Here is a 14,610-nt window from a genome sequence, read left to right as displayed (position 1 = left end):
TCCGCTGCTCTCTCAGGAAGGCGGCGGGGTCGATGCGGCTTTGATCCGACGGCGACCGCCTGTCGCCGTTCACGCCTGGCATCACCGCCCGGGCCTCGATGAGGCCCGGGACCGCCACGCCCTTGCTTCACGTTAGCCGCGCTCTCCTGTCGGGAAGAGCCACGAGGAGGCGCCTGCCGATGACGGTTCCAGCGACGACACTTGCCAAACCGGTCCGGAGATCCACCCGGCCCAACCAGTATTTCCGCAACATGAGCGCCAAGATCGCGTCGATCCCGATGATCCTGACCGCGGTCGTGATCTTTCTTGGCGGCACGCTGTGGACGGTGCTCTATTCCTTCACGAATTCCCGGCTGCTGCCGCGCATGAGCTTCGTCGGCTTCGACCAGTACGAGCGCCTGTGGGCTGCACCGCGCTGGGGGGTCTCGATCGTCAACCTCGGGATCTACGGCATCTTCTCGCTGATCTTCAGCCTGCTCATCGGCTTTCTCCTGGCCGCGCTGATGGATCAGAAGATCCGGTTCGAGAACACGTTTCGCACGATCTTTCTCTACCCCTTCGCGCTGTCCTTCATCGTGACCGGGCTCGTCTGGCAGTGGATCCTCAATCCGGAGTTCGGCATCCAGTCGGTCATCCGCTCGCTCGGCTGGACGTCCTTCCGGTTCGACCCGCTCTACAATCCCGACCTCGTGATGTACGGCATCCTGATCGCGGCACTCTGGCAGGGAACGGGCCTCGTCATGTGCCTGATGCTCGCCGGCCTGCGCGGCATCGACGGGGAAATCTGGAAGGCCTCGCGGATCGACGGCATTCCGGCCTGGAAGACCTATCTTTTCATCGTCATCCCGATGATGCGCCCGGTCTTTATCACGACCCTCGTCATCATCGCCTCGGGCATCGTCAAGGTCTACGACCTTGTGGTGGCGCAGACGAGCGGCGGCCCCGGCATCGCGTCGGAGGTCCCGGCCAAATATGTCTACGACTACATGTTCCAGGCTCAGAACCTCGGACAGGGCTTTGCAGCCTCCACGATGATGCTGGTCACCGTCGCAATCATCATCATTCCCTGGGCCTATCTCGAATTCGGAGGACGCAAGCGTGGCTGATATCGCCTCCCTCAACACCACGGCCGTCGCGATCGACGCCTCCCGGCGTCAGCTCGCCTCCGGCCCGCGCGGCAAGCGCCCGGCACGCGCCTTTTCCGGCACCAACATCATGGTCTACGGCACGTTGCTGGTCTTTGCCTGCTACTACCTCCTGCCGCTCTACGTGATGGTCGTGACCTCGCTCAAGGGCATGCCGGAAATCCGGCTCGGCAACATCTTCTCGCCGCCGGTCGAGATCACCTTCGAGCCCTGGGTCAAGGCCTGGTCCAGCGCCTGCACGGGGTTGAACTGCGACGGCCTGTCGCGCGGCTTCTGGAATTCGGTGCGCATCACCGTGCCGTCGACCATCGCCTCGATCGCGCTTGCCTCGATCAACGGCTATGCGCTCGCCAACTGGCGCTTCAAGGGGTCGGAGGTGTTCTTCATCATCCTGATCATCGGGGCCTTCATTCCCTATCAGGTCATGATCTATCCGCTCGTCATCATCCTGCGCGAAATGGGCATCTACGGCACGCTGAGCGGTCTCATCATCGTCCATTCGATCTTCGGCATGCCGATCCTGACGCTGCTCTTCCGCAACTATTTCGTCTCTCTGCCGGAGGAGCTGTTCAAGGCGGCCCGCATCGACGGCGCCGGGTTCTGGATGATCTATTTCCGGATCATGCTGCCGATGTCGCTGCCGATCTTCGTGGTCGCGATGATCCTGCAGATCACCGGCATCTGGAACGACTTCCTGTTCGGCGTGGTTTTCACGCGCCCCGAATACTATCCCATCACCGTCCAGCTCAACAACATCGTCAACTCGGTGCAGGGCGTGAAGGAATACAATGTCAACATGGCCGCCACGCTGCTGACCGGCGCGGTGCCGCTCATCGTCTACTTCATCTCCGGGCGTCTCTTCGTGCGCGGCATCGCCGCCGGCGCCGTGAAAGGCTGATCCTCATGACGTCAAGCGTTTCCATCCAGGATCTGTCGCTGAGCTTCGGCGCAGTCACCGTTCTCGAAAACCTCAATCTCGATATCCGCGACGGCGAGTTCCTGGTCCTGCTCGGCTCGTCCGGCTGCGGAAAATCGACCCTGCTCAACTGCATTGCAGGTCTGCTCGAAATTTCGGACGGGCAGATCTTCATCAAGGGCAAGAACGTCACCTGGGAAGAGCCCAAGGATCGCGGCATCGGCATGGTGTTCCAGTCCTATGCGCTCTACCCGCAGATGAGCGTCGAGAAGAACCTGTCCTTCGGCCTGAAGGTCGCCAAGATGCCGCAGCCGGAGATCGACAAGCGCGTGGCCCGTGCTGCCGAGATCCTGCAGATCCAGCCGCTCCTGAAGCGCAAGCCGGCGGAGCTTTCCGGTGGGCAGCGCCAGCGCGTGGCGATCGGTCGGGCGCTGGTGCGCGATGTTGACGTGTTCCTGTTCGACGAACCGCTGTCGAACCTCGACGCCAAGCTGAGATCCGAGCTGCGCGTCGAAATCAAGCGGCTGCACCAGTCGCTGAAGAACACCATGATCTACGTGACGCACGACCAGATCGAGGCGCTGACGCTCGCCGACCGGATCGCGGTCATGAAAAGCGGCGTCATCCAGCAGCTCGCCGATCCCATGACCATCTACAATGCGCCGGAAAACCTCTTCGTCGCCGGTTTCATCGGGTCTCCGTCGATGAACTTCTTCCGCGGCACGGTGGAAGAGAAGGGCGGTCGCAAGGTCGTCAGCGTCTCCGGCGTCGATTTCGCCATCGACGCCTATCCGGCCCGCAGCCCAATCCGCCCCGGCACCGCGGTCGTACTCGGCATCCGCCCGGAACACGTGACGGTGGACGAGGTGCCGGCCGCTGGGGACGCCCATGCGGCGATCGTCGATATCGAGGAGCCGATGGGGGCGGACAATCTTCTCTGGCTCAAGCTTGCAGGCCAGACGATGTCGGTGCGGATCGCCGGTGCGCGCCGCTATGCCCCGGGATCGCAGGTCCGCCTCGGCATCGACATGGGCATGGCCTCGATCTTCGACGCCGGCACCGAGCAGCGACTGTAGGTGCCTTCGGCCGGGGTCGCCCCTCACATGAGCCCTTTTCCCGCCCGGGGGGAAAGGGGACGCGCCCCGCGACAGCGCCGGGTCCCGTCTCGCCGCAAACGGGGAGACGAGGCCGGCATGCGGATGAGGGGCTCTCTCGCGCGCCAAGACCCGCGACACATACAAGGGCCGGCGACGGCTGAAAAAAGGCAGACGGCATGACGGACACGACCCTTTCCACCCTCGACCTCTCCGGTATCTGGAGCCTTTCCAGCCTCGACGCGCAACACACCCTCGCCATGCCGGTTCCCGGCGACGTGCACAGCGCGCTGCTTTCCGCGGGCGTCATCCCCGATCCCTATGTCGGGCGCAACGAGGCCGACGTGCAGTGGGTGGCGACGCAGGACTGGGTGCTGGAGCGGACCTTCGATCTCGGCGACCTCGGGGCGACCGATCGCTGGTATCTCGATCTCGCCGGTCTCGACACCGTGGTCGATGTCATGCTCAACGATGCCCGCGTGCTCGAGGCCGACAACAGTTTCCGCCGGTATCGTCCGGATGTCACGGATGTCCTTGTCTCCGGCACGAACCGGTTGACGCTCGTCATCCGGTCGTCGGTGCGCGAGAGTGCCGAGCGGCAGGCGCGCCAGCCCTTCTACATTCCCTATTCCACTGCCAACTCGCCCATTCCGAACGGCAGCATGCTGCGCAAGGTGCAGTGCCATTTCGGCTGGGACTGGAACATTGCCATCGCCCCCCTCGGCGTCTACGAGCCGCCGCTGCTGAAGCGGCTGGTCGAGGCGCGGGTCGAACATGTGACGACCCGCCAGGATTGGCACGACGACGGCTCGGTCGAGCTCGTCGTTACCGCCGGGCTCTTTGCCGCCAGTGCCGGGCATGCCTCCGTCACCTTCACGCTCAACGGCACCGAGCAGACGCGCGATATCGAACTTTCCAGGGGCATGACCACGGTCGAACACATCTTTCCCGTGGCACGCCCAAACCTCTGGTGGCCGGCCGGCAGCGGCGAGCAGGCGCTGTCCGCGCTTGCCGTGTCCGTCGGCGGCGACCGCGTCCGGAAGACCATCGGCTTTCGCAGGATCGAGCTTCTGACGGATCCGGACGAGGCGGGCAGCCGCTTCGCGTTCCGGGTCAACGGCGTCGAGATCTTCTGCCGGGGCGCGAACTGGATCCCGGCGGACGCACTCTTCTCGCGGGTCACGCAGGCCGGTGTCGAAGACCTGCTGCAGTCGGCCGTCGATGCGCATATGAACATGATCCGCGTCTGGGGCGGCGGATTTTACGAGCCCGACTGGTTCTACGACCTTTGCGACCGGCTTGGCCTCATGGTCTGGCAGGACTTCATGTTCGCGTGCAACCTCTACCCCTCGACGCCGGATTTTCTCGAGAACGTCGCAGCCGAGGTCGCGGACCAGGTGCACCGGCTGGCGTCGCATCCCTCGATCGCGCTGTGGTGCGGGGACAACGAGCTTGTCGGCGCGCTCACCTGGTTCGAGGAAAGCCGAAAGGATCGTGATCGCTATCTCGTCTCCTATGATCGCCTGAACCGGACCATCGAGACCACGATGAAGAAGGCCGCGCCGGATTTGATCTGGTGGCCGTCGAGCCCCGCCGTCGGCCCGTTGAACTTTGGCGATGCCTGGCATGCCGATGGCGCCGGCGACATGCACTACTGGTCCGTCTGGCACGAGAACAAGTCGTTCGACAATTACCGGACGGTGCGCCCGCGCTTCTGCTCGGAGTTCGGATTCCAGTCCTATACGTCCCTGCCGGTCATCCACCAGTTCGCCGCGCCCGGAGATCTCAACATCGCTTCGCTGGTGATGGAGAGCCATCAGAAAAATGCAGGCGGCAACGAGCGGATCGCCGGCACGATGTTCCGGTATTTCCGCTTTCCCAAGGATTTCGCGAGCTTCGTCTATCTCAGCCAGATCCAGCAGGGCCTCGCCATCAAGACGGCGGTGGAGTTCTGGCGCTCGCTGAAGCCTCATTGCATGGGGACGCTCTACTGGCAGCTCAACGACACCTGGCCGGTCGCTTCGTGGTCGAGCCTCGACTATGGCGGCAGCTGGAAGGCCATGCACTACATGGTGCGCCGTTTCTTCCAGCCGGTCGCGGTGGCGGCCATCCCGTCGGAGGATGGCACGTCCCTGGCCCTGTCGATGGTCAACGACACCCGCGCGCCGGTCAGCATCGAGGTGCAGACTTTCCTCGTCACGCCGGCCGGCGAGCGTCGGCCCCTGATGGCGGCGAGCGGCACGTGCCCGGCCGACCGGGCGGCGACGCTCGTCACGCTTCCCGCCAGCGATGTGCCCGAGGGTATGCTGCTCTTCTGGACCTTCGAGGCTTCCGATGGATCGCAAGGGGAGGGCCATCACGTACCGGGCACCTACAAGGCGCTTGATCTCCAACCGTCGGGCCTCGCCATCGCCACGTCCGCCGCCGGAGAGGCCGCCGGTGCGGTCGATCTCACCGTTTCCGCGACCGGGCTCGCCCTCCATGTGATGATCGAGGCCAATGTCGCCGGCCGCTTCAGCGACAATGCGTTCGATCTGACGGCAGGAACGCGCCGCACGGTCCGCTTCACGCCATCGACGCCGGGCGAGGGCCCGACGCCGGTCTTCACCGCCTACGACCTGCAATCCTCGGCCGGTTGACGCGCACCAAGGCGCCGAGATCGACCCGCATTCCCGAAAAGGACAGTCCCATGAGACCGCTCAGCTTCCAGCTCTACACCGCCCGAAATTTCCCGCCGCTGTCGGATGCCCTGCATCTGGTCGCCAAGGCCGGCTACCAGGAGGTCGAAGGCTATAGTGCGCTTTATGGCGATCATGACGACAGTGCCGTGAAGGCGCTGAAGGCCGATCTCGACCGCAACGGCCTGACGATGCCCACCGGCCATTTCAGCCTCGACATGCTGGAGACCAAGCCCGATCGCGCCATCGAGGTGGCGAAGATGCTCGGCATCAAGACGATCTACTGCCCCTACGTCCTGCCTGAGAACCGGCCGACGGACGCTGCGGGCTGGACCGCGTTCGGCGCCCGACTGCAGAAGGCCGGGGAGAAGATCAAGGCAGCCGGCCTCGGCTTTGGCTGGCACAATCATGATTTCGAGTTCATGGCTTTGCCGGACGGCGCCGTGCCGATGGACCTCATCTTTAAAGGCGGTCCGGATCTCGAATGGGAAGCGGATATCGCCTGGGTGATCCGTGGTGGCGCCGACCCCTTCGCCTGGATCGACCGGTATGCGGACCGGATCACCGCCGTCCACGTCAAGGACATCGCCGCAGCCGGCGAAAACGCGAATGAGGACGGCTGGGCGGATGTGGGCCATGGCACTGTCGACTGGAAGGGTCTCTTCGCCCGTCTCGCCGCCACGCCCGCAAAGACCTACATCGTCGAGCACGACAATCCGAGCGATCTCGCCCGCCTTGCCGAACGCTCCATCGCCACCATCAAGACCTTCTGACAGCACGACCTTTTCAAGGGAACATACGTCATGACACAGGATCTCGGCGTCGGCATCATCGGATGCGGCAATATTTCCACCACCTATTTCCGGCTTGCGCCGCTCTTCAAGGGCATCGAAATCCGCGCCTGCGCGGACATCAATCCGGCGGCCGCCGAGACGCGTGCCGCCGAATACGGGGTGAAGGCGCAGTCGATCGACGCGCTGCTCGCCAATCCGGAGATCGACATCGTCGTCAACCTGACGATCCCGGACGCACACTTCCCGGTCTCCCGGCAGATCCTCGAGGCGGGCAAGCACGTCTATTCCGAAAAGCCGCTCGTGCTGACGCTGGCGCAGGGCGAGGAATTGCGGGCGCTGGCCGCGGAAAAGGGTCTGACTGTCTGCTGCGCGCCCGACACGTTCCTCGGCGGCGCGCATCAGCTGGCGCGGGCGCAGGTCGACAGCGGCCGGATCGGGCGCGTCACGTCCGGCACCTGCCACGTCATGAGCCCCGGCATGGAGATGTGGCACCCCAATCCGGACTTCTTCTTCCTGCCGGGCGCCGGGCCGGTGCTCGACCTCGGGCCCTATTACGTCGCCAACCTGATCAACCTCATCGGTCCGGTGAAGCGCGTCGCCGCGCTGGCGTCCAAGGCCGCCAAGACCCGCACCATCTCCAGCGAGCCGCGCAAGGGGCAGGTCATCCCGGTGAAGACGCCGACCAACATCCACGCGCTTCTCGAATTTGCGAGCGGCGCGACCGTGACGCTGACGGCGAGCTGGGATGTCTGGTCGCACCGGCACGGCAACATGGAGCTCTACGGAACCGAAGGCTCGCTCTACGTGCCCGATCCCAATTTCTTCGGCGGCAAGGTCGAGGTGAGCGGCAAGGGCAAGGAGATTTCGCCGGTCGATCGTTGGGACCATCCGTTTTCGGTGGAAAACCAGGAGCATCCCCAGGGGCCGATCGCCAATTACCGCACCGCGGGCCTCGCCGACATGGCGCAGGCGATCACCGAGGGACGCGACCCGCGCTGCTCGCTGGAGCGCACGCTGCACGGCGTCGACGTCATGGTCTCGATCCTGAAATCGGGCGACGAAGGCCGGTTCGTGGATCTGACCACCACCTGCACCCAGCCGGCCCCGCTCGGAATCGAGGCGGCGCGGGCGCTGCTGCGCTGATCTGCGGGCAGGTTGTGCGGGAAAGCCCGGAAACCGGTTTCGGTCTCCGGGCTTCTGCGTTACATGCAGGGACCGCTTTCGACGAACCGGAGCGGCCGCGCCGGCACGGCTTTCCGGCGCTGATGACAATGAGGGAACCCCGGGGCGCCGCCGCCCTTCCGGCGCGTGCCGCCTGTCCGGAGGATCCCATGGAGGAACGACAATGACCTGGCACCCCGCCGACACTCGTTACGACACGATGATCTACAACCGCTGTGGTCGCTCCGGCCTCAAGCTTCCGGCCATCTCCTTCGGCCTGTGGCACACGTTCGGCGAAACCACGCCGCATGCGCTGAAGCGCGAAATGTGCCAGACGGCCTTCGATCTCGGCATCACCCATTTCGATCTCGCCAACAATTACGGTCCGCCCTACGGTGCGGCCGAAACGGCCTTCGGCGCCATCTTCGCCCAGGATTTCAAGCCCTATCGCGACGAGATGATCATCTCGTCCAAGGCCGGCTACGACATGTGGCCGGGCCCGTACGGCGAGTGGGGCAGCCGGAAATATCTGATCGCATCCTGCGACCAGAGCCTGAAGCGCATGGGCCTCGACTATGTCGACATCTTCTATTCCCACCGTTTCGACCCGGATACGCCGCTCGAGGAAACCTGCGGCGCGCTCGACCACATCGTCCGCTCGGGCCGTGCGCTGTATGTCGGCATCTCCTCCTACAACTCGCAGCGGACGCGCGAAGCGGCCGCGATCCTCAAGGATCTCGGCACGCCGCTCCTGATCCACCAGCCGAGCTATTCCATGATCAACCGCTGGGTCGAGGATGACGGTCTGCTGGAGACGGTGGACGATCTCGGGGTCGGAACGATCGTGTTCTCGCCGCTTGCGCAGGGCATGCTGACGACGAAGTATCTGAACGGCATTCCGGACGACAGCCGCGCGGCGCTGAACCATTATCTGAACCAGCGCCTGATTCGCCCCGAGGTCATCGACAACGTCCGCAAGCTCAACGAGATTGCTGCCCGCCGCGGCCAGACGCTGGCGCAGATGGCGATCGCCTGGGTGCTGCGCGGCGGTCGGGTCACCTCGGCCCTGATCGGTGCCAGCAAGACGGCGCAGATCGTGGATTGCGTCAAGGCGATCGACAACCTCACCTTCACGACCGAGGAGCTCGCCGAGATCGACACCTATGCCCGCGAGGCCGACATCAACCTCTGGGCGAAGTCGGCCGAACTGGCCTGACACGCGTCTCCGACAGGCCGGCAACCCGCCGGCCTGTCGGGTCAAAACGCGGCGGCAAACACTTTCGGACGCAGGATTTCCAGCGTCCCGCGGGACTGCGGACGGAAAGGGAATTCCGGCGCGGTGTCGAATTCCACATGCTGGCCATCCGCCGTCACGGCGAGGATGCGCTTGGAGTCCGGGCGGTCGATGACGCGCAGGAGAACGGCCGGAATGCCCGCGCCGTCCTCGCGCCAGATGACGTCGGCCGGGCGGAAGAACAGCTCGGCTGCGCCGTCGGGCACGCCCGTCGCGTCGAACAGGACCTCGTTGACGCTGGCACGGCCCGCCGTCACGGTGGCCTTCAAGCGGTTGGCGTCGCCGAGGAAATTCATCACGAACGCATTTTCCGGTGCGCGGCACACCTCTTCCGGGGTGCCCGTCTGCACGATCCGGCCCTTGTCGAGGATGACGACGCGGTCGGCGAGATCGAGCGCCTCGGCCTGATCGTGGGTGACGAACAGCGTGGTGATGCCGAGTTCCTCGTGGATCTTGCGCAGCCAGCGGCGCAGGTCGCGCCGCACATTGGCATCCAGTGCGCCAAAGGGCTCGTCGAGCAGCAGCACCTTCGGATCCACGGCAAGCGCCCGTGCCAGCGCCACGCGCTGGCGCTGGCCGCCGGAGATCTGTGCGGGAAAACGGTCCTTCAGCCCGTCGAGCTGGACGAGACGCAGGAGGTCGGCCACACGGTCGGCGATCTCGGCCGCGGAGCGGCGGGTCTTGGAGACCTTCATGCCGAAGGCGATGTTCTCGCCGATCGTCATGTGCGGAAACAAGGCGTAATGCTGGAACACGAAGCCGACGCCGCGGTGGCGGACCTCGATGTCGGTCGCGTTCTCCTCGCCGAAGAAGATGGCGCCTTCATCCGGATATTCGAGGCCGGCGACCATGCGCAGAATCGTCGTCTTGCCCGAGCCCGAAGGGCCGAGCAGGGCGACCAGCTCGCCGCTTCCGATATCCAGCGAAACGCCGTGGACGGCGCGGAAGGTATCGAAGGTCTTGACGATCTTGTCGAGGCGGATCTTCACGGCGTTGATATCCCGGCTTTGGATGTTTTAGGGGCAGATCCCGCAAGGCTCGGCCCGGCCAGCGCCGGACGCCGGACGCGGCCGGCGCCGCGGCGCTCCAGCGCGACCTTGGCGATCAGCGTGACGATGGCGAGGCTGGCAAGGATCGAGGCGGCGGCAAAGGCGCCCACCGCGTTGTAGTCGTGGTAGAGCAGCTCGATGTGCAGCGGCAGCGTGTTGGTCTGGCCGCGGATATTGCCCGAGACCACCGACACGGCGCCGAACTCTCCCATGACCCGTGCATTGCAGAGGATGATGCCGTAGAGCAGCGCCCATTTGATGTTGGGCAGCGTCACCGAGAAGAAGGTGCGCCAGCCACTGGCCCCGAGCGAGGTTGCAGCCTCCTCGAGATCGCGACCCTGGGCCTGCATCAGCGGGATGAGTTCGCGGGCGACGAAGGGCGCGGTGACGAAGAGGCTGGCGAGCACGATGCCCGGCAGCGCGAACAGGATCTTCATGTCGACCGATTGCAGCGCCGCGCCGAATAGACCCTGAAGGCCGTAGACGAAGAGATAGGCGACGCCGGCGACGATGGGCGACACCGAGAAGGGGATCTCGATGACCACGAGCAAGAGGCGGCGTCCGGGGAAATCGAATTTCGTGATGGCCCAGGCTGCGGCGACGCCGAAGACCGTGTTGACGGGAACAGCGATCAGCGCGGTCAGCGCCGTCATCCAGATGGCATGCGCGGTGTCGCGGTCGGCGATCGATTTTGCGAAGAAGGCCGCCCCCTTGGAGAAGGCCTGGACGCCGATGATGGCGAGCGGCGCGACGATGACGAAGAGGACCAGCACGAGCACGATCGCGATCAGGCTGTTGCGGAAAATCGGTTTCTCGCCGATGCGCGCCGGGCGGCGGTGACCCGGTTTCGACCCGGGGGTAGCTTTCGTCATTGTCCGGCCGTCTGTCATGGTCAGCCCTTCACCGTGTAGCGCAGGGCGCGGGTCTGCAGGATGTTGGTGACGGCGAGCATAAGGAAGGCCGCGAGCAGCATGATGGAGGCGATGGCGGCGGAGGCGGGGTAGTCGTATTCCTCGAGCCGTATGAAGGCGAGGAGGGCGGTGATCTCCGTCTCGTAGGGCTGGTTGCCGGCGATGAAGATGATGGCGCCGAACTCCCCGAGGCTGCGCGCGAAGGAGAGCGACAGGCCGGCGAGGATGGCGGGAAGCAGCTGCGGCAGCAGCACGCGCCGGAAGATCTCGCCGTCGCTCGCGCCGAGCGTCTGGGCGGCCTCCTCCAGCGCGCCGTCGAGTTCTTCGAGGACGGGCTGCACGGTGCGCACGATGAAGGGCAGGCTGGTGAAGGCCATGGCGATGATGATGCCGATGGGGGTATAGGCAACCTTGATGCCGAGGGCCGACAGCGCACCGCCGAACCATCCGTTGCTGGCGAACAGGGTGGTCAGCGCGATGCCCGCCACGGCCGTCGGCAGCGCGAAGGGCAGGTCGACCAGCGCATCGACGAACCGTCGGCCGGGGAAGCGGTAGCGCACGATGACCCAGGCAAGCGCCATTCCGAAGACGAGGTTGAACGCGGTCGCGGCGGCTGCGCAGAGCAGCGTCACGCGGTAGCTCGCCACGGCACGATCCGAGGATACGATCGTCCAGTAGTCGGCGGGGCCGAGGCTCGCCGCCTTGAAGATCAGCGCGCCGAGCGGCAGCACCACGATCACGGCGACGTAGACCAGCGTGATGCCGAGGCTGAGCGGCAGGCCGGGAAGAATGCGCCGTGCCAAGGTCGGTCCTCTTTCTCTAGGTCGCGCGGGCTTTCGAGGTCCCGCGGGCTTTCAGGTCGCGCGGGCGGCGAAGGCCGGTCTGCGGTCTTTCACGGAGCGCCGTCGGATTCGACGCCGATGGTGGCGAACGGCGCTGCAAACGATGGAAGCCGCGGCAGACATCTCGTCCCGCCGCGGCTTTCGTTTTTCACAGATCGTGCCTGCGATCAACGGCTTCCGTAAAGTTTGTCCAGATGGCCGCCTTCGGCGAACTCGTCCTTCTTGACTTTCTCCCAGCCGCCGAACACGTCCTCGACCTTGAGGAGGCGGATGTCGGGAAACTGGTCCTTGAAGGTTGCGGCGACGGTCGGATCATTCACCCGGTTGCCGTTTTCGGCAAGGATGGTCTGGCCCTCCGGCGTGTAGAGGAAGTCGAGATAGGATTTCGCCAGGTCCCGCGTGCCGTGCTTGTCCACGACCTTGTCGACCACGGCGACCGGGAATTCCGCGAGCAGGCTGACGGAGGGCACGACGATGTCGAACTTGTCCTCGCCGAATTCCTTTGCGATGCCCTTGGTCTCCGCTTCGAAGGTGATGAGGACGTCGCCGGTCTCCCGCTCGACGAAGGTCGTGGTGGCTGCGCGCCCGCCGGTGTCGAAGACGGGAACGTTGTCGAACAGCTTGGCGATGAAGGCATCGACCTTGGCCGGATCGTTCTTGAAGGTCTCCTTGGCGAAGGCGAGCGCTGCGAGATAGGTGTAGCGCGCATTGCCGGAGGTCTTCGGATTGGGGAACACGACCTTCACGTCGTCGCGGACGAGGTCGCTCCAGTCCTTGATGCCCTTGGGATTGCCTTCCCGCACGAGGAAGGCCGGGAAGGAGTAGTAGGGCGAGGCATTGTTCGGAAAGTCGCTCTTCCAGTCGTCGGTGACGAAGCCGCCCTTCACCAGAGCATCGACGTCGATCACCTGGTTGAACGTCACGACGTCGGCCTCCAGGCCCTCGAGGATGGCGCGCGCCTGCTTGGACGATCCGCCGTGCGACTGGTCGACCGTCACATCTGGATGGTGTGCGACGAAGGCCTCGTTGACCTTTTCGAACAGCTCGCGCGAGATATCGTAGGACGCGTTCAGCAGCTTGTCGTCGGCATGGGCGGAAGCGGTCAGTGCGGCGAGGGCGACACCGATCAGGAGGAATCGTTTCATTCAGGTCTCCGGCAGGTTGATGGGTCGATCATAAGGGGGCGGAGCGCCATGACCGAGGTCAGGGATCACCGGTCGCCCGCCCCCTTGAGAATATTATTGCCGGGAAGGGGCCCCGGACGGAAAAGCTGTCGGCTCGGCGGCATTCCTCCTTTTGCTGCGAAAGTCGAAGATCTCCGCTTCGCCCCCTGCTGGACACGGCAGCCACGGCGTGTAATCTCCCTTCGGACAAGCGGTTTCCGTCAGGCAAACCGCTTCTTGGATCAGGTGCTTCACAGGGCGCCCGCAGGGAGGACAGCCGGCATTCTACCGGCTGACTGCGACAGGAGGAGAGACAGGACATGGATCGTCGTTCATTTATTCGTCGCGCAGGGATCGGTGGCGCCGGGGCAGCCGCTGCAACCGTGCTGTCGGCGCCGGCCATCGCGCAGACCATGCCCAAGGTCTCCTGGCGGCTGACGTCGTCCTTTCCGAAATCGCTCGACACGATCTATGGCGGCGCCGAGGTGATCTCGAAATATGTGTCCGACGCGACGGACGGCAACTTCAAGATCCAGGTCTTTGCCGCGGGCGAAATCGTGCCGGGCCTGCAGGCCGCCGATGCCGCATCCTCCGGCACGGTCGAGGCCTGCCACACTGTTTCCTACTACTACTGGGGCAAGGATCCGGTCTGGGCGCTGGGCGCGGCCGTTCCCTTCGCGCTCAATGCCCGTGGACACAATGCCTGGCAGTATCACGGCGGCGGCATCGACATGTTCAACGAATTCCTGGCGCCGCAGGGTCTGGTCGCCTATCCCGGCGGCAATACCGGCGTTCAGATGGGCGGCTGGTTCCGCAAGGAAATCAAGACGGTGGCCGACCTTCAGGGCCTGAAGATGCGCGTCGGCGGCTTTGCCGGCAAGGTCATGCAGACGCTCGGCGTCGTGCCGCAGCAGATCGCCGGCGGCGATATCTATCCCTCGCTCGAAAAGGGCACGATCGACGCAGCCGAATGGGTCGGTCCCTATGACGACGAGAAGCTCGGCTTCTACAAGGTCGCGCCCTACTACTACTATCCCGGCTGGTGGGAAGGCGGCCCGACCGTCCACGCCATGTTCAACAAGACGGCCTTCGACGGCCTGCCCAAGGCCTACCAGTCGCTGCTGCGCACGGCCTGCCAGGCGGCGGACGCCAACATGCTGCAGAAGTACGACTACCTGAACCCGGCCGCGATCAAGCGGCTTGTCGCCTCCGGCGCCAAGCTCAGCCCGTTCAGCGCGGAGATCCTGTCCGCCTGCTTCGACGCCTCCAGCAAGGTCTATGCCGACATGGAAGCGACGAACCCGACGTTCAAGAAGATCTGGGGATCGATCAAGGCCTTCCGGTCGGAGTTCTATCTCAATGCGCAGATCGCGGAATACAACTACGACACGTTCATGATGATCCAGCAGCGCAACGGCAAGCTCTGATCCCATCCACCCTGTCGACGACCGCCGCCGGAGCCCGATGTCAGACACGGGCTCCGGCGGTTTTCGTTTGATAATACCCTTGTAAAAAACGGCCGGGGATGACCCGGCCGTTTCTTCGTCATGGTGATGCGGCCGC

The 14,610-nt window shown here is 64.6% G+C and carries 12 protein-coding genes; 8 read left to right on the top strand and 4 right to left on the bottom strand.

Translation table 11 applies throughout. The features are described 5' to 3' along the window. Nucleotides 1–179 precede the first annotated feature (179 nt). The 7 genes from ASG25_RS12355 to mgrA all read left to right on the top strand — a co-directional run bounded on the left by ASG25_RS12355 (nt 180) and on the right by mgrA (nt 9,004). The gene (locus tag ASG25_RS12355; protein ID WP_062473916.1) at nt 180–1,106 is read left to right on the top strand and encodes a sugar ABC transporter permease; all 927 of its coding nucleotides are present in this window, start codon (nt 180–182) and stop codon (nt 1,104–1,106) included. After that, nucleotides 1,099–2,043 carry a carbohydrate ABC transporter permease gene (locus ASG25_RS12350; RefSeq protein WP_062473914.1) on the top strand — a complete coding sequence of 315 codons (945 nt, stop codon included), beginning with the start codon at nt 1,099–1,101 and terminating at the stop codon, nt 2,041–2,043. The genes ASG25_RS12355 and ASG25_RS12350 overlap by 8 nt, the downstream gene beginning before the upstream one ends. A gap of 5 nt (nt 2,044–2,048) precedes the next feature. After that, entirely contained in the window at nt 2,049–3,137 is a 1,089-nt protein-coding gene (locus tag ASG25_RS12345; protein ID WP_062473912.1) for an ABC transporter ATP-binding protein, read from the top strand. 197 nt (nt 3,138–3,334) lie between these two features. After that, entirely contained in the window at nt 3,335–5,794 is a 2,460-nt protein-coding gene (locus ASG25_RS12340; RefSeq protein ID WP_062473910.1) for a glycoside hydrolase family 2 protein, read from the top strand. 50 nt (nt 5,795–5,844) lie between these two features. Beyond that, nucleotides 5,845–6,606: a sugar phosphate isomerase/epimerase gene (locus tag ASG25_RS12335; protein WP_062473908.1), complete on the top strand. Its 762-nt coding sequence runs from the start codon at nt 5,845–5,847 to the stop codon at nt 6,604–6,606. Nucleotides 6,607–6,636: 30 nt separating this feature from the next. Beyond that, nucleotides 6,637–7,770 carry a Gfo/Idh/MocA family oxidoreductase gene (locus ASG25_RS12330; RefSeq protein WP_062473906.1) on the top strand — a complete coding sequence of 378 codons (1,134 nt, stop codon included), beginning with the start codon at nt 6,637–6,639 and terminating at the stop codon, nt 7,768–7,770. 202 nt (nt 7,771–7,972) lie between these two features. Next, nucleotides 7,973–9,004, top strand: a complete 1,032-nt coding sequence (gene mgrA, locus ASG25_RS12325) for an L-glyceraldehyde 3-phosphate reductase (protein WP_062473904.1) — start codon at nt 7,973–7,975, stop codon at nt 9,002–9,004. A gap of 41 nt (nt 9,005–9,045) precedes the next feature. Here the strand turns inward: mgrA and ASG25_RS12320 are convergent, their stop codons facing one another. The 4 genes from ASG25_RS12320 to ASG25_RS12305 all read right to left on the bottom strand — a co-directional run bounded on the left by ASG25_RS12320 (nt 9,046) and on the right by ASG25_RS12305 (nt 13,029). Then, entirely contained in the window at nt 9,046–10,071 is a 1,026-nt protein-coding gene (locus ASG25_RS12320) for a sulfate/molybdate ABC transporter ATP-binding protein (protein ID WP_062473902.1), read from the bottom strand. Then, on the bottom strand, nt 10,068–11,003 hold the full coding sequence (gene cysW, locus ASG25_RS12315; RefSeq protein WP_062474566.1) for a sulfate ABC transporter permease subunit CysW: 936 nt from the start codon (nt 11,001–11,003) through the stop codon (nt 10,068–10,070). The genes ASG25_RS12320 and cysW overlap by 4 nt, the downstream gene beginning before the upstream one ends. 20 nt (nt 11,004–11,023) lie before the next feature. Further along, nucleotides 11,024–11,845: a sulfate ABC transporter permease subunit CysT gene (cysT, locus tag ASG25_RS12310; protein ID WP_062473900.1), complete on the bottom strand. Its 822-nt coding sequence runs from the start codon at nt 11,843–11,845 to the stop codon at nt 11,024–11,026. A 206-nt stretch (nt 11,846–12,051) separates the two neighbouring features. Beyond that, a complete protein-coding gene (locus tag ASG25_RS12305; RefSeq protein ID WP_062473898.1) occupies nt 12,052–13,029 on the bottom strand; it encodes a sulfate ABC transporter substrate-binding protein in 978 nt (325 codons plus the stop codon). 338 nt (nt 13,030–13,367) lie between these two features. Here ASG25_RS12305 and ASG25_RS12300 point away from each other — a divergent pair, with 338 nt between their 5' ends. After that, nucleotides 13,368–14,474 (top strand): TRAP transporter substrate-binding protein, encoded by a 1,107-nt coding sequence (locus ASG25_RS12300; protein WP_062473896.1) that lies wholly within the window; start codon nt 13,368–13,370, stop codon nt 14,472–14,474. Nucleotides 14,475–14,610: the final 136 nt, after the last annotated feature.

This window comes from Rhizobium sp. Leaf384 (assembly GCF_001424065.1).
GTDB lineage: Bacteria > Pseudomonadota > Alphaproteobacteria > Rhizobiales > Rhizobiaceae > Ferranicluibacter.
The sequence above is the reverse complement of the archived record's forward strand: the minus strand, read 5'-3'. Positions and strand labels throughout refer to the sequence as shown.